Origin of the sequence: Vibrio alfacsensis (assembly GCF_019670485.1) — a bacterium.
Lineage (GTDB): Bacteria > Pseudomonadota > Gammaproteobacteria > Enterobacterales > Vibrionaceae > Vibrio > Vibrio alfacsensis.
This window is the reverse complement of sequence record NZ_AP024165.1, coordinates 1,285,155-1,299,837: the sequence shown is the minus strand read 5'-3', so window position 1 is coordinate 1,299,837 and position 14,683 is coordinate 1,285,155. Positions and strand designations below refer to the sequence as shown.

Below are 14,683 nucleotides of genomic sequence, written 5' to 3'. Positions count from 1 at the left end.
TGCCACCGCAGACCACCCTAACCACTAAACGCAACGCATAGCAAAAATGCCAAGCGTTGCGAATCACTCTTAAACAGATTGTTATATGTTGGCTCAAAGTTCCACAGTCATAGCTACATGAGCTAGTTCAACTGAAAACATAAAACCAAACTTAGCCAATAAAACACATGATTTTTCACTATCATCTTCAATCTTGCTAAGTACATTGTTAACAAAATCTCTGTCCCGCTTTCGAACATATGCCAATGTTCTAGGCAATTCTTTAAATTCGATAGATGACTTCATTAGGTCATGAGCCAATTTATTACGAATGTTTTTCACCTCATGCAAAGGTGGTAAAAGTTCTCGAAACTCTTTCTTTTCGGATTGGTCTTCAAACTCATAAATGTTGATAAATGATTTCAACGTATCAATTTTCTTTCCTAACATGGATTCTTTAATATCAGGATCGATACAAGTAAGAAGATGACTAAGTTTGTGCTCAATTAAAAGCACAATACTAAAAAACACACCAGTCTTAGCATTAGACTCTTGTGTTCTAGCCCTGAACCACTTGTTGCCCTCTGCGACTATTTCTTTCAGTCTTTGAGTATTTTTTTTCGGTGACTCAGGCTTCCTATATGTGATAACGGGCGTAATATTCGACTTAGGCTTTCTTTTGTAATAGCCAAATTTATTGAGCAACTTTTCCACAATTTCCTCTTAAACATATAACGCCGCGTTAAGTAGTGAGCAACGCGACCACCTAACCTAAACCAATGAACCGTAAACACAAAACCCAACGATGGAATGAAAAATGCCATGCGTTGGGAATCTGTCTTAAACGCTTTGTTATATTTGTAGTTCTCGACGAACATAGGTTTAACCTACAGTGCCATTAACAAAACTCTGCTAGATCTTCCTCGTCAAGATAGTAGTTTGGAATTTCGTCATTTGGATCATATTCTGATGCCACACTTTCAGCTGCACTATGAATATTATCCATGTTTTCTAAATAATTGTTTATCGCTGACTCTCTATCATCATCGGTTTCAAAGTAGTCATTCAGCGTACTAGCTAACACCCGAAAAACGTATCGATCTCCATCTAATTCACCGACAAACTCAATCGAACGAGGATTGATCTTGTATTCGTAGTCTTCAAACTCAAATGTCCATTCATTCATATTCGTACTCCTTGATCGAATCAAAACGAAGATGAATGTAGTACCATAAAATCGAAAATTAAGTATGAGTAGTTGATCACGAACAGACAAATAAGTGCAGGATTTCAATACAAATATAACGCCCTGTTAAGGTGTGAGCAACGCAATACTGAAGCTCCCGCATACCACCTTAAACACTAAACGCAACGCATAGTAAAAATGCCACGCGTTGCGAATCGCTCTTAAACAGTTTGTTAAATTTCTTGTTTACGATTAAACCAGTTCGTATGCCATGTCAATATAGTCCCAACCATTTTCGATGAGCTCACGGATTGAGTGCAAATATACGCCAGCAAGTTCATGCCCTCCAAAATGAGGATGTGGAGTTTCTAAATCTAACGCGGCTCCCTCTGTTACCAAATGAAAGAATTCTCTTCTATGGTTAACTCGATGTCCTGCCATTACCTCATGGGCAGCTTGCTCTGCCTCTTTCATATTCGGGACTTTCCATAGATATTGAATGTACATTGGCTTTGCAGTTCCAGACGAGTGTAATTGCTTAATTCTCCGACCTGGATTAACTGATAATCCTATCTTTATTTCATTTGGGTTCGTACTGTTTACAAATATGTATACATACCCTGGTCTCTTGGGCGATATTCCTACCATAGTTTTATACTCTCCATGTTTCATCTAATGTTTTCAAAAAATCTTTTATCTCGCTGCTAAGAGAAATTTAACGCCGCGTTAAGTAGTGAGCAACGCTGCCACCTAACCTCAACCATTGCACCGTAAACATAAAACTCGACTAGAGCTGAGAATGCCAAGCGTTGCGAATCTGTCTTAAACGCATTGTTAGGCTTTTATTTTTCGGCAATGTCCATAACATATTTGCTTTGTAAGCGGTACTATAACGCTCAAGAGTTTTTGAATAGACTTCGGAGCGGACTGCGTCAAAAGATGGGCCTCTTACTACATTTGAGTCTGTTAATGACTCAATAGCACGCATTGGCTCATCAATATAGCTATATTGGACATCTTTATAGAACGATAATGGCGCTTCCAACTTGTATACTTTACCAGTAACTAACCGAACACAGATATACATTTTTGGCATACACTTAGGCACTTCAACTTTACTATATTGACACTGCTTGATATACGACTTTACCAATACTTTCGAATTAAGGTGGACTATAGAGAATGCCCCAGAAAGTACAGTTTGATCTAAAGCCTCATCCTCACGAGAGTTATTACCCAATAAAATTCTATATGGGCTGAAATTACCCATTCTTCGATCAGATGTTCCGTCTATTACATGATAAATGTGACTAATATGAGCGTTCACAGGACGCTGATTTATAATTTCAAGTTTGGACTGACCTCGAAATTTAACCTTTAATTTTGGCTTGTTCGAATATAGTGCAAACATCACTGCGCTAAAAGCACCTATCCCTGAAAACCAAGTTCCAAGCATAGTTAAAATTTCCAAAGTATCTTTGCTCAAAAAGTTCTCCAATATCCATTTGAAAGCCTAACGCCCAATTAAGGGGTGAGCAACGCTACCACCCAACTTAACGCATTGTACCGTAACCACTAAAATTGAAGTAGAACCAAAATGCCAAGCGTTGGGAATCCCTCTTAAATTGTTTGTTATGCGTGTGCTGATTTGTGCGCCTGTTTTAGAGCGATAAATTGCTCAGCAAAATCTTCAGCTAATTCTCTACTGTCTGTGATAGTAATGCTTTCATTATTGTATTGAGCATTCTTAGTCCAGTTGTATGAGCCATGAACTACCTTTTTAAAGTCAATTACACAAAATTTATTGTGCATGATTTTCTTACCCCAAGGACTTGAGGGAGCAATCTTATAGTACTCAATACCTTTGGTTGCGAAGTCTAGACCGTATTTGCTTGTTGTAGAATCATCATTAACGATGACCTGTATATTTAGACCATCACGGTGCTTGTTAAGTAAAGCATTCCCGATTTCTTTATCGGTGAACCAAGCCATCGCTACCCATATTGAGAATTTTGCTTGCAAAATGCTTTCTAAAATTCGCTGACGTATTTCCTGAAAGTATGCTTCCACATCAACGGTGGACTCTTCAATGTTAGAGCCCGAGACAATAAAAACACCGAGAGAGTTTTGTTCTAGCGAGTAGCCGTCGTGCTTAATGATCTCGTTAATACCAACGGCTAGTTCGGCATAGTTTTCTGAACGCCTACTATCGACTAACCCCTCAACCATTAACTTCATTTGATTAGTCCCATTAAGAGACTTTACAGTTTTTAGAGCATAATCTTTTCGGCTAGCAGATTCAGGTAAACCACCATTTTGAAAAGAATAAACGTCCCTAACACCAAATAAATTGAAGAACTTCACCAGATCAGGACCCGACATATAGGGAGCGTCTGAATCGTCACCTGTGACAAAACCTTTTAGAGCTTCAATAGAAAAATCTGATAATCTCATACTCTACCAATATTCGTAAAAACGCATAACGCCCTGCTAAGGGGTGAGCAACGCAATACAAAAGCCGCAGCATGCCACCTTAATCACTAAAATCAACGCATAGTGAAAATGCCACGCGTTGCGAATCCCTCTTGAGCAGTTTGTTATGTGTTTTCATCCGAAGCTTTTGGAGCAGTATTCTTTGCTATCTGAATCAATGTATATGAAATGCCACATATGAAAAATTTAGCTATCCATAACATTATCCCGGATACGAGAGCACCAATACCTAGTTGAATTCCATGAAAGACAGTGGAAAAGATACCAACTGCCACTATTAGTACAGCTAGACATGTTACAACCACATCCATGATTCTGATTAGTGACTCAAATTGCACGACTTTTTTCATTTACACTCCTTGTAATTCATTTAAAAGCGAATATTCACTCAATTTAAATAGCAGGCTCGATGCAATCTTGACCAAGACACATAACGCCCTGTTAAGGTGTGAGCAACGCAATACCGATGCCGCCGCATACCACCTTAAACACTAAACGCAACGCATAGCAAAAATGCCATGCGTTGCGAATCACTCTTAAACAGATTGTTATAGCTCAGCGATGTGCGACAGGGTTTCTGGGTGGCGCTGAACCAACTTTAGAAGGGTTACTGCTTGTCCATTTGGTGCGCTACGCCCTTGCTCCCAGTTTTCTAACGTACGAGATGATGTGTGCAACAAACGAGCAAAAACACCACGAGACATATTAAACTGCTCTCGAATACTCACGATTTCATCAGGTGAGATATTTAACTCACTGATGTCGTTAACTTGATGAGTTTTAAGGGTAAGCTTGCCCTCTGAATGCTCTTTAGCCTCAACAAGTGCTGAACTTAACTCTGCAAATAAATCACGATTGCTCATTACGCCACGCCTCCATAAAAGCCTTTAGTTGTTTCTTTTGGTCTGCGGTTAAGTCGGACATTTCATTCTTGCCGTAAATCGTCAGCAAGTAGAAACGACGCTTTTCATCGAGGAAGTAATAGATAACGCGAGAGCCACCACGCTTGCCCTTACCTTTACTTGCAACTCGAATCTTTCGCAAACCACCTGTACCTTGAATCACGTCACCCTGCTTCGGGTTAGACATTAACTCAGCTTGAAAAAGCCTAAACTCATCATCGCTAAGATATTCATTACGGTACTTTTCAAATATGGTTGATTCGACAAATACACTTTTCATACGCAAAGTATACGCAAGTGACGTACAGATAGCAAAACTATACGTGATTAACGTAGCTATAATTTTTGGAGCAGTAAGTCTGACCTGAGCTATAACGCCCAATTAAGGTGTGAGGCACGCTATACTGATGCTTCCGCATACCACCTTAACCACTAAAACCAACGCATAGTAAAAATGCCACGCGTGCCGAATCACTCTTAAATTGTTTGTTATATTTATGCTGCTTGAGCTTCATATGTGCTTAACTTAACCAACAGATCACGACATAAGTTTAAGACTCGCTCCGAAGTTTCCGCAGAGATCGCTTTTTGGTCGTGCACTGTTACATTTCTATTTCGGCGAACTTCATCAAGTAGTTCAATATCACGAGATTCCAAAATACTGTGTTTGCTAGCAAGCTGCTGGAGGTGATACATACTTACCATTTTAGAATTAGGATCGAGTTCATTTAGCAATTGACGTAATGTTGATTCAAGAACCTTACTGGCTTCAAATACTGCAAGGTCGTACATGCCAGATTTATTTAACTCTGACGCTCTGTTGAGTGAATCTAATATTCGATTTTTAGCATTTGTGTTTTCTGCGTCTAAGAACTTTTGCTTAATGGATCGAGCAATAAACAAGTAAACATTCTTACCAACATATCCAGTTAGGAATGCAGCGACACCACTAATGACTTCAGGTGATAATTGTTCAAATAGCTTACTTACTTGCGCAAGAAGGATAGTTACGCCCCAAAATAGAGAGAATATTGGAGGAATGATCAAGGCGAATGAGTAACAAGCATTGCTCAGCTTATCTAGCCATTCACTATGTTTTGAAGACGCAAACTGTAAAGAAATAAAGTAAACTGCCAAACCTAGCACACTAATGAGTAAAAGGTACGCAGCCTTAATCGTTAAGCTCATTCCAAAGAAAAGAAAGCCCAAATCACCATATTGATCAATCAATGGTTTGATAGCAAAAATCGTAGCTAACAAACCGACTGTAAATCCTACTTTGGTTTTAAAAAAATCATCCACTCTTACGATCTTCCTCAATAAATATAACGCCTTGTTAAGGTGTGAGGCACGCAATACCGAAGCCTCTGCATAACACCTTAACCACTAAAACCAACGCATAGTAAAAATGCCACGCGTGCCGAATCACTCTTGAACAATTTGTTATGTTTATTTCCCACGAAGAGAGACCTTTTCAATGTAAAACCCAAGCCAACCTTGCTTACCACAAGCTTCAACCATGCTACCTATATCAATGCTATCTCGCATCAGCTTTTTCGTAGGGTACCAAAAAGTACGATTCGACTGAGGGGCTTCAATCGTGATATCACTAAGACCAAACATAACCCTCCTACCCTCGGCAGCGTTTGAGAGTTTGCCGACATGACAATAGCCTTGCCCTGTTAAAATCGTAGTAATTAATAAAACGCGAAAAAATGGCAATAGAAGAATTGCGATAATCGGGTATGCAAAAAGCCCAGAGAATATTAACACCTGCCATCGATTGAAACCGGCTTTATGCCTAAGTCTATGAGCCATAACTGCCCATACACTTTTTCCATTCACTTTCCCAAAGATTACAAATGCCAAGTAACAAGCTGTACAAACAGGTAAAAACCGATAAACGATGAAGTCAAAATACGCACCAGACATATCAAATGGCAGTCTAAATACAATGATTGAAATACCAAAATATATCGCGAAGAAGAGACTCACACTGTTGATAGCTGACATTTTTATCCTTTAAACATAACGCCCTGCTAAGGGGTGAGCAACGCAATACGAAAGCCGCCGCAAACCACCTTAATCACTAAAATCAACGCATAGTAAAAATGCCACGCGTTGCGAATCCCTCTTGAGCAGTTTGTTAGTTTGCAAACCCAAAGCGTTGACTTTAAGTCACTTTAAGCTTTGCAAACAATAAACTTTATGTGTTTTGATGCACTTAAGTCAGGCGTAGTCTAAAAACGGCTAGTCAATGAAACCACGTGGAACAAACAACGCCGCAGAAAACGAACTAACAACACCAAAAAGCGGTTTTGGAAAACCAATCTCACAATGCGGACTTTCAACAAAGCCACTGAAACCACATGAACTTACCACACCAGAGAAAACGCCATCTCAGCGAGTAAATCGATTTTGTACCAACAAACTCAACGAGCAGAGTTTCAGCAAAAAAGTTCAACTCAGTTAACCCAAAAATCGCCGCACCAAAGAACAAATCAACCTTTGAAACGATGCGAATTTTGGGTTTACACCACGCAAGTTAACACTGAAATGAGTGCCGATACGACAACTTCAACTTTGAGCTATTACCACTAGATCTTGCGATATAGCTGCGTTTTTCCTCTTGCAAACTAACGCCCTGCTAAGGGGTGAGCAACGCAATACCAAAGCCGCCGCAAACCACCTTAATCACTAAATTCAACGCATAGTAAAAATGCCACGCGTTGCGAATCCCTCTTGAGCAGTTTGTTATGTGAAATTTTTGCTCGCCCTCACCATTAGTTTGCTAACCATCAACTTTAGGTTTAATAGGTGCAATAAGCATATAGATAACCCAAGCAAACCAAGAAACAAAGAGTATGGTAAGTACCCAGGCGAGCTTTTCCCGACCTGTGGTTTTATTGGATTTTAAAACTAATACAAATGGAGTTAACCAGACGATAAAAACTGCCCATATCATCACTGAACCGTATACAGAATTCATAAAACATCCCTGTGGTTATATAGCCTTATTCATTCAGATAACCATGACAGAGACGCAAAAGCAATGTTAGTTCAGCAAATACATCAACTTACGTTCAATTATGATGTAGAAACCAAAATTACACATAACGCCCAATTAAGTTGTGAGCAACGCTACCACCGCACTCAAACACTGCACCATAATCACTAAACCAATTGAAACCGAAAGCGCCGAGCGTTGCGAATCAGCTTGAATTGTTTGTTATGTACGTTTCATTGCGACCACGGAATATATATGCCAATGCTTCATTCTACCTAATGAAGTTTTCGCTGTTTCATCACGTTCAAAGAACCTGACTATTTCAAATCCCGAGAACAGAGCCTTTACTTCTGATTCCGACAACGATGTTGTAGGACTACGATAGTTGTTAGCCCAACTGTCTTTGAAACCCATGAAGTCACCAGCAAACACCCCACCGATTTCAATTGAAGATTTGATATTGCTCCAAGTCGATGCAAATTGGTTTGGGTCAGCGAAGAACAAACTGGAGTTGGCGATAACTACACCAGATTTTGGATAGTCGAACGACTCAAACGAGGACTCTGAAATATCCACTAATGACTTTGACCCGAACCTATCTCTACAAATAGCGACTGAATCAGGATTAATATCGAAGCCATGAACTTGATAACCCTGTTGATCGAGGTATTCAATATCACTACCGGTTCCACAACCACAGTCAGTGGCTACTTTGAGGTTTGATTCATTGAGTCTGACAGCAAATTCCGTACGTTTTGAATGTAGGCGAGATAGTGCCTTTTCGTAGTACTGACGCCAAATTTCAGCATTTTCATCCATAAATTTCTGATTTTCCGTAAAAGTACATAACGCCGCATTAAGGTGTGAGCGGCGCTTGGCTATACTTGAGCGAAGCGAAAACGCCAAGCGTTGCGAATCACTCTTAAATGCTTTGTTAGCTAATGGCTTTTTTATATAGCTCCGGTTTAGGGTAATTTTCAATCGTTAACCTAGAAGGGTGTCTACCGCTTCCATCGGCATTGTTAGCAATACACAAGTACTTTTTATCTGGATAGTTCTTGATTATCTTATTTACTACCCTTATGTAACCTTTGCCAGTTGCAATAACTATTAGGCTATGTCGAGCAACAGCTTTATCAATGAATTTTGAATTTATTTCTTCCGCCTCTTGTGAGGGCTGGATTTTTTTTGGATCGGAGGAGTAAGAAGGATGTACATTAACTAATTCAAAACCACTCCATCCCCACATAACAGCAAGGGTAGTAATATTCGCTAATGTTTGGTCATACTTTAGCTCGTCTGCGATTGAGGGGTTTTCACATATAAACAATCCCCTAGGCTTTGTCTCTGACTTAGCTTCCCAATATTTGGTCAAAAGAAATCGAAACTTTCCGCAACTTGATCTTGAGCTTGTTGTTTTGACAACACTACTCGCCTTTTGAACTTTCATCGTACTCCTACTGTAAACTGCTATTTGCTAACGCCCGCTTAAGTGGTGAGCAACGCAATACCGATGCTCCCGCACACCATCTTAATCACAAAAATCAACGCATGGTAAAAATGCCACGCGTTGCGAATCCGTCTTGAAGCGTTTGTTAGCACTCATTCTCAACAACAAGGCACGCTTGTGAAACTTGTTTTGCGAAGTCAGCCAGCACATGGTTGAACACAATAGTGTCGATACTTGGATACGGTGTTAAGCACGCTGTTGTAGTAAACAGTAGCGATAATACGGTACAGTCAATAGGCTCCAAGTGACCAAAACTACTAGCGCCAACTAGAAATAAGGGATTTTGCTCGTTACAACTGGTACCCAAATTCGCATAGTTAACTTTAGACAGAGCGTGGTTTTTTTCACATGCCCAAGAAAAATAGGGGCGATAGTGGTCGAGACCAACTAACTCTTCCAACGTCTTTAATGATATGTATTTGTTTTTGCCGATGCCATTATCTGTGGCTAAAGGTCTAGCCCATTCATAGTCGCCTTTTCTACCATAATCCTCACCGAGAATTGCTAATGCTTCCGCTTCTCGAAGCAAGTTTGCTTCCCGCATTTCCTCAGTAAACGGAGCATGATTTAGACGCTGATGATATTTGTCGTAACAGCGCATACCATTGGCATTTTTTACATGCTCAGACAACAGAAATCTAAAACCCGATTCTTTAGATAAAGCAATAGCTCTCGCACAAACAGCTAATTCATGCGATGTACGCCAACGAGCCAGAGCCCCATCCGCAAAACCCGCTGAAACTAAAGCTTGAGTTTCACGAGCCACTAGAATTGCTTTTGCATGAAGTTGAATTAACGCTATGAACTGATGATCTTCAGCTTTTTCGGCAGACTCTTCATTGTGTTTTCTATATTCAGAAACAACCTCAAATGCTAATTGTATATAACTGTCGAACAGACTAAATGCTTGCTCCCACTTCTCTACATTAAGAGACTCAAATTCACGCCTTTCTAGCAATGTATTTTGGTAGCTTTGAGATGAAAAATTCAGGTAATTCTTGATCATTGGCTCTGCAATGGACTTTGTTATTTCAGTCAACTTTTCACTCGACATCTCACCAAGTTCTTCAGCTAATTCGTAAAGCTGATCTTGCATATCTCCAAACTTATACCCAATTGTCAATTTATACTCCTATGAGTGCTAACGCCCTGCTAAGGGGTGAGCAACGCAATACCGAAGCCGCCGCAAACCACCTTAATCACTAAATTCAACGCATAGTAAAAATGCCACGCGTTGCGAATCCCTCTTGAGCAGTTTGTTAGTCGCGAGGCACCGAGCGACAATTTTAAGCCGAACTAAACTTTGCGAACAACAAACTTTATGTGCTTTGATGCACTTAAGTCAGGCGTAGTCGCAAAGCAGCTATTCAATGAAACCACTTGGAACAAACAACGCCGTAGAAAACGGACTGACAACACCAAAAAGCGTTTTTGGAAAGCCAATCTCACAGTGCGGACTTTCAACAAAGTCACTGAAACCACGTGGAACTTACAACACCAGAGAAAACGTCCTTTCAGCAAGTAAATAAGCTTTTAAACCAACAAACTCACCGAGCAGATTAGCAACCAAAAACAGATTTTCGATTGCCCCACCCTATCACCACCAAAGAACGAAACAACCGCTTGGGAAATAGCAATGCATTGACTTAGAACCGATGAAACAGAGCTTTGACCGTCGAAGATGGAACTATGAATCAAACAACCAGTAGCCAAGTTTTGAGCTTAGAAACATGATTTTGACTGCTAGCTTTTTCTGGCGACTAACGCCTTGTTAAGGTGTGAGGCACGCAATACCGAAGCCTCCGCATACCACCTTAACCACTAAAGCTAACGCATAGTAAAAATGCCACGCGTGCCGAATCACTCTTGAACAATTTGTTATGTGTTTAATGAGCACCTTGCTTGTGATAGCTCAGAATAAACTGTTTTTGCTTACGATCTAGCAACTCTAGGGCTTCAGCCACCGCTAATCCAAAATCAACGTACCCATTGGGCATCGCTGTAACTATGCGCTTGTCGACTTGTACTAAAGACTCTTCATAGATAGCTCCCTCCCAATATGGTCGAGTGAGCTGTACCGAAGATTCTGGGGCGTATTTTTCCGTATAATTATGGGTAATTTTGACGCCTTTTAGAATGCCAGCTCTTGCTAAGACTAATACTCCTGCACATATGCCACCAATAACTAATGATGATTCATGAGCTTTTTGGATGAAGCTAGCAATTTGGTCGCTTCCCATTATTGAGTCGGGATTTCCTCCAGGGATCAGAAGAGCTTGATAGTCCGTAATACATATGTCCTCAAAGTTAACAGTGGGGCAAATTCTTAGACCTGAGGAATCGGTATGATTGTGGTTCTCTGGGGTGGTGATATCAACTCTCCCATACGCTCCTAAACACTCTATCGCGTACATTACTTCATAGGAAATAGCCCCCGGATAGAGCAAAACCAGTGTTCTCTTTGTCATTATTTCCTCTCTCCGTACGGAACACATAACGCCTTGTTAAGGTGTGAGGCACGCAATACCTAAGCTTCCGCATAACACCTTAACCACCAAACCTAACGCATAGTAAAAATGCCACGCGTGCCGAATCACTCTTGAACAATTTGTTATGTGGTTTTCCCACGTAGTCCTATTAAGTTTCCAAATGGGTCCTCAACTTGGCACATTGAAAGCCCATCTTCGATTTCCATTGGTCCTCGATAAAGGCACGCACCGAGTTCTTCAAAATGAGCCAGAGCAACACGTAAATTATCTACTGACCAGTAAACAACTGTGCCACTTTTACCAACACCAACCTTTTTGTCTGCTCGAACTATTTCTAGTGAGAAACCATTTAAATCAAGCGCTGTGAAGTCAAAGTCAGGATGGTAAACCGGAACGGCTTCTGGAAAAGCTTTCTTGTACCATTCAAGCCCTTTCACTACATCTGGGACATGAACAAGAACCGCTGATGGATTCATAATTTTTCTCCAACCACATAACGCCCTGCTAAGGGGTGAGCAACGCAATACCGAAGCCGCCGCATACCACCTTAATCACTAAATTCAACACATAGTAAAAATGCCACGCGTTGCGAATCCCTCTTGAGCAGTTTGTTAGTCGCGAGGCACCGAGCGACAATTTTAAGCCGAACTAAACTTTGCGAACAACAAACTTTATGTGCTTTGATGCATTTAAGTCAGGCGTAGTCTCAAAGCGGCTACTCAATGAAACCACTAGAACAAACAACGCCGTAGAAAACGGACTGACAACACCAAAAAGCGCTTTTGGAAAGCCAATCTCACAGTGCGGACTTTCAACAAAGTCACTGAAACCACGTGGAACTTACCACACCAGAGAAAACGTCATTTCGGCGAGTAAATTGGCTTTTGTACCAACAAACTCTCGATTGCCCTGCTCTGTCAGCACCAAAGAACAAAACAATCGCTAGGACACTTGCAAAACTTTGGACTTAAAACAGCTGAAAATGAGTTTGGACCAACGACGATGAACCTGTGAGCCGAACAATCAGCAGCCAAATTTTGAGCTTAGAAACATGATTTTGATTGCTAGCTTTTTCTGGCGACTAACGCCCTGTTAAGGTGTGAGCAACGCAATACCGAAACTCCCGCATACCACCTTAAACACTAAAAGCAACGCATGGTAAAAATGCCACGCGTTGCGAATCACTCTTAAACAGTTTGTTAGTTTTAAGTTTCGTCTGGCACAGAACGTGCCTTTGCTTTGTAAAAGGAAACAGGATCTTCATTGGAACCACAACAACGCGCAAACAATTGAAGAGCCAAGGCAGATGGAGTTAAATCTACTGTATTATTTTCTGGGTCATATCCGCCCCCCCAACCACCAAACAAGCCTAACCCAGATAAACGATCCATTTCTCGGTCCAATCTGTGAATATCTGAACATCCGGTAATCTCTGTTACGACCGTATCATTTAATACTAATGTCTCCGATTGGATATAGCCTTTGGAAGTAACATACTTGTTTGCAGTTAAACACGAATACTCGATGATTTTTACTTGTATTGAAGTTAGCTGACTGACTAGGTCAATAAAAATATGATTGCTATCATCAGGGCAATAGTCCAATGATGAAGATAACAAACCAGCCCAAACTTTTTGCAGTTCAGGAGTATCAGCAAATGAGCCATTCTCGATGATTTTCCAAGCTAATAAAGGATGAACAGACTTTCCCTCTATCCCCCCATTCGCCAAAGCAATTTCTTGTGCTTTTTGCTCTATTTTCATAGCATTATTTGCGCGCCAAACTTTGACTTTATCTTGGAAATACAGTCCAAGCTCTTCAGCAACAGGCATGCAGATTTTACCCAAAAACGAACCGACACCATCTACACTTTTTTCAGCAGCCCTAGCTACTGGCTTGATTCCTAATAAATCACTAGAAGATTCCATATAACCTCTTAAAACTAACGCTCTGTTAAGGGGTGAGCAACGCAATACCGAAGCTGCCGTATACCGCCTTAATCACTAAATTCAACGCATAGTAAAAATGCCACGCGTTGCGAATCCCTCTTGAACAGTTTGTTATGTTTGGGGCTCAAGAGTTCTGCTTAACTCTATTTCCCTACCTGCGACTAAGTTTCCAGTAGGTATAAAACCACAATTTAAGTAGAAATCTTTTGGACCACCTGTGCTATCTACAACACTTGTATAAAGAGCCGATGCTCCAAACTCGTTAAGCAACTCTGAACTTAACAACTCGATGGCTCTACGACCATAACCTTTTGATTGTTGTGTCTGATCTAGCATGAATCGCCAAAGGAAAAATTTATCTGCGTAAACGTCTGCGTTTACCAAGATGAAACCTACTGGCTTATCTTCGGCATAGATGCCACGAAACCAAGAAAAATCCATAAAGTTCGCTTCAGCCAATGAAATAGCATTGCTATCAATATGATTTAATTGACTTTTAGCAACTTGTAACTGGCAGATTTCATAGAAGTTATCATGGTCAATTCTTCTTAGCTCTATGCTCATAGTGACAATTTCCCTCCGAAAACATAACGCCCTGCTAAGGGGTGAGCAACGCAATACCTAAGCCGCTGCATACCACCTTAATCACTAAATTCAACGCATAGTAAAAATGCCACGCGTTGCGAATCCCTCTTGAGCAGTTTGTTAGTCGCGAGGCACCGAGCGACAATTTTAAGCCGAACTAAACTTTGCGAACAACAAACTTTATGTGCTTTGATGCATTTAAGTCAGGCGTAGTCTCAAAGCGGCTAGTCAATGAAACCACTTGGAACAAACAACGCCGCAGAAAACGGACTGACAACACCAAAAAGCGCTTTTGGAAAACCAATCTCACAGTGCGAACTTTCAACAAAGTCACTGAAACCACGTGGAATTTACAACACCAGAGAAAACGTCATTTCAGCGAGTAAATTGGCTTTTGTACCAACAAACTCACCGAGCAGAGTTGCAACCAAAAACAGACTCTCGATTACCCTGCACTGTCAGCACCAAAGAACAAAACAACCGCTAGGACAGTTACAAAGCTTTGGACTTGAAACAGTTGAAACTGAGTTTTGACCATCAACGACGCACCTGCGTATCAAACGATCATCCTCGCAATTCTAAG

19 protein-coding genes and 1 pseudogene are annotated in these 14,683 nt (G+C 40.7%); 2 read left to right on the top strand and 18 right to left on the bottom strand.

Annotated elements, in window-relative coordinates; all coding sequences use genetic code 11:
• Positions 1-93: 93 nt before the first annotated feature.
• From VA249_RS06285 to VA249_RS06180, 14 genes are all read right to left on the bottom strand, one after another.
• Positions 94-693, bottom strand: a complete 600-nt coding sequence (locus VA249_RS06285; RefSeq protein WP_221069402.1) for a hypothetical protein — start codon at positions 691-693, stop codon at positions 94-96.
• A 184-nt stretch (positions 694-877) separates the two neighbouring features.
• The gene (locus tag VA249_RS06280) at positions 878-1,165 is read right to left on the bottom strand and encodes a hypothetical protein (RefSeq protein WP_017817947.1); all 288 of its coding nucleotides are present in this window, start codon (positions 1,163-1,165) and stop codon (positions 878-880) included.
• A 252-nt stretch (positions 1,166-1,417) separates the two neighbouring features.
• Positions 1,418-1,813, bottom strand: coding sequence for a GIY-YIG nuclease family protein (locus VA249_RS06270; protein WP_225927118.1), 396 nt, complete (start codon positions 1,811-1,813; stop codon positions 1,418-1,420).
• A 139-nt stretch (positions 1,814-1,952) separates the two neighbouring features.
• Positions 1,953-2,651 carry a hypothetical protein gene (locus VA249_RS06265; protein WP_221069398.1) on the bottom strand — a complete coding sequence of 233 codons (699 nt, stop codon included), beginning with the start codon at positions 2,649-2,651 and terminating at the stop codon, positions 1,953-1,955.
• A gap of 146 nt (positions 2,652-2,797) precedes the next feature.
• Positions 2,798-3,619: a phospholipase D-like domain-containing protein gene (locus tag VA249_RS06260; protein ID WP_221069396.1), complete on the bottom strand. Its 822-nt coding sequence runs from the start codon at positions 3,617-3,619 to the stop codon at positions 2,798-2,800.
• Between the two features lie 143 nt (positions 3,620-3,762).
• Positions 3,763-4,008 (bottom strand): hypothetical protein, encoded by a 246-nt coding sequence (locus tag VA249_RS06250; protein ID WP_077261314.1) that lies wholly within the window; start codon positions 4,006-4,008, stop codon positions 3,763-3,765.
• A gap of 198 nt (positions 4,009-4,206) precedes the next feature.
• Entirely contained in the window at positions 4,207-4,521 is a 315-nt protein-coding gene (locus VA249_RS06240; protein ID WP_017049537.1) for a helix-turn-helix domain-containing protein, read from the bottom strand.
• A complete protein-coding gene (locus VA249_RS06235) occupies positions 4,508-4,840 on the bottom strand; it encodes a type II toxin-antitoxin system RelE/ParE family toxin (RefSeq protein ID WP_012600340.1) in 333 nt (110 codons plus the stop codon). The genes VA249_RS06240 and VA249_RS06235 overlap by 14 nt, the downstream gene beginning before the upstream one ends.
• 215 nt (positions 4,841-5,055) lie before the next feature.
• Positions 5,056-5,862, bottom strand: a complete 807-nt coding sequence (locus VA249_RS06225; protein WP_221069394.1) for a hypothetical protein — start codon at positions 5,860-5,862, stop codon at positions 5,056-5,058.
• A 147-nt stretch (positions 5,863-6,009) separates the two neighbouring features.
• Entirely contained in the window at positions 6,010-6,573 is a 564-nt protein-coding gene (locus tag VA249_RS06215) for a hypothetical protein (RefSeq protein WP_221069384.1), read from the bottom strand.
• A 778-nt stretch (positions 6,574-7,351) separates the two neighbouring features.
• Positions 7,352-7,549, bottom strand: coding sequence for a hypothetical protein (locus VA249_RS06200; RefSeq protein WP_054757413.1), 198 nt, complete (start codon positions 7,547-7,549; stop codon positions 7,352-7,354).
• Between the two features lie 240 nt (positions 7,550-7,789).
• On the bottom strand, positions 7,790-8,386 hold the full coding sequence (locus tag VA249_RS06195; RefSeq protein WP_221069382.1) for a class I SAM-dependent methyltransferase: 597 nt from the start codon (positions 8,384-8,386) through the stop codon (positions 7,790-7,792).
• A gap of 115 nt (positions 8,387-8,501) precedes the next feature.
• On the bottom strand, positions 8,502-9,017 hold the full coding sequence (locus VA249_RS06190; protein WP_221069380.1) for a DUF1643 domain-containing protein: 516 nt from the start codon (positions 9,015-9,017) through the stop codon (positions 8,502-8,504).
• Positions 9,018-9,162: 145 nt separating this feature from the next.
• A complete protein-coding gene (locus tag VA249_RS06180) occupies positions 9,163-10,083 on the bottom strand; it encodes a DUF5677 domain-containing protein (protein ID WP_221069379.1) in 921 nt (306 codons plus the stop codon).
• 364 nt (positions 10,084-10,447) lie between these two features.
• On the opposite strand from VA249_RS06180, the pseudogene VA249_RS24305 reads away from it, so the two are divergent.
• Positions 10,448-10,711, top strand: a pseudogene (locus VA249_RS24305) (hypothetical protein).
• 252 nt (positions 10,712-10,963) lie between these two features.
• Here the strand turns inward: VA249_RS24305 and VA249_RS06165 are convergent.
• From VA249_RS06165 to VA249_RS06130, 4 genes are all read right to left on the bottom strand, one after another.
• Entirely contained in the window at positions 10,964-11,545 is a 582-nt protein-coding gene (locus VA249_RS06165; RefSeq protein ID WP_221069377.1) for a DJ-1/PfpI family protein, read from the bottom strand.
• A gap of 143 nt (positions 11,546-11,688) precedes the next feature.
• Positions 11,689-12,042 (bottom strand): VOC family protein, encoded by a 354-nt coding sequence (locus tag VA249_RS06155; RefSeq protein ID WP_041061520.1) that lies wholly within the window; start codon positions 12,040-12,042, stop codon positions 11,689-11,691.
• A gap of 729 nt (positions 12,043-12,771) precedes the next feature.
• Positions 12,772-13,494, bottom strand: a complete 723-nt coding sequence (locus tag VA249_RS06140) for an Abi-alpha family protein (RefSeq protein WP_076671051.1) — start codon at positions 13,492-13,494, stop codon at positions 12,772-12,774.
• Between the two features lie 132 nt (positions 13,495-13,626).
• Complete coding sequence (locus tag VA249_RS06130) at positions 13,627-14,079, bottom strand: GNAT family N-acetyltransferase (protein ID WP_221069375.1); 453 nt, start codon at positions 14,077-14,079, stop codon at positions 13,627-13,629.
• A 252-nt stretch (positions 14,080-14,331) separates the two neighbouring features.
• Between VA249_RS06130 and VA249_RS06120 the strand changes: the two genes are divergently transcribed.
• Positions 14,332-14,634, top strand: a complete 303-nt coding sequence (locus tag VA249_RS06120) for a hypothetical protein (RefSeq protein WP_140336088.1) — start codon at positions 14,332-14,334, stop codon at positions 14,632-14,634.
• Positions 14,635-14,683 lie beyond the last annotated feature (49 nt).

Bases quoted from the DNA above. Each gene is read 5' to 3' on its own strand.
- VA249_RS06235 (WP_012600340.1), bottom strand. From the start codon at position 4,840: ATGAAAAGTGTATTTGTCGAATCAACCATATTTGAAAAGTACCGTAAT.
- VA249_RS06120 (WP_140336088.1), top strand. From the start codon at position 14,332: ATGAAACCACTTGGAACAAACAACGCCGCAGAAAACGGACTGACAACA.
- VA249_RS06260 (WP_221069396.1), bottom strand. From the start codon at position 3,619: ATGAGATTATCAGATTTTTCTATTGAAGCTCTAAAAGGTTTTGTCACA.
- VA249_RS06190 (WP_221069380.1), bottom strand. From the start codon at position 9,017: ATGAAAGTTCAAAAGGCGAGTAGTGTTGTCAAAACAACAAGCTCAAGA.
- VA249_RS06240 (WP_017049537.1), bottom strand. From the start codon at position 4,521: ATGAGCAATCGTGATTTATTTGCAGAGTTAAGTTCAGCACTTGTTGAG.
- VA249_RS06130 (WP_221069375.1), bottom strand. From the start codon at position 14,079: ATGAGCATAGAGCTAAGAAGAATTGACCATGATAACTTCTATGAAATC.
- VA249_RS06250 (WP_077261314.1), bottom strand. From the start codon at position 4,008: ATGAAAAAAGTCGTGCAATTTGAGTCACTAATCAGAATCATGGATGTG.
- VA249_RS06215 (WP_221069384.1), bottom strand. From the start codon at position 6,573: ATGTCAGCTATCAACAGTGTGAGTCTCTTCTTCGCGATATATTTTGGT.
- VA249_RS06180 (WP_221069379.1), bottom strand. From the start codon at position 10,083: ATGATCAAGAATTACCTGAATTTTTCATCTCAAAGCTACCAAAATACA.
- VA249_RS06200 (WP_054757413.1), bottom strand. From the start codon at position 7,549: ATGAATTCTGTATACGGTTCAGTGATGATATGGGCAGTTTTTATCGTC.
- VA249_RS06165 (WP_221069377.1), bottom strand. From the start codon at position 11,545: ATGACAAAGAGAACACTGGTTTTGCTCTATCCGGGGGCTATTTCCTAT.
- VA249_RS06140 (WP_076671051.1), bottom strand. From the start codon at position 13,494: ATGGAATCTTCTAGTGATTTATTAGGAATCAAGCCAGTAGCTAGGGCT.
- VA249_RS06280 (WP_017817947.1), bottom strand. From the start codon at position 1,165: ATGAATGAATGGACATTTGAGTTTGAAGACTACGAATACAAGATCAAT.
- VA249_RS06155 (WP_041061520.1), bottom strand. From the start codon at position 12,042: ATGAATCCATCAGCGGTTCTTGTTCATGTCCCAGATGTAGTGAAAGGG.
- VA249_RS06195 (WP_221069382.1), bottom strand. From the start codon at position 8,386: ATGGATGAAAATGCTGAAATTTGGCGTCAGTACTACGAAAAGGCACTA.
- VA249_RS06270 (WP_225927118.1), bottom strand. From the start codon at position 1,813: ATGGTAGGAATATCGCCCAAGAGACCAGGGTATGTATACATATTTGTA.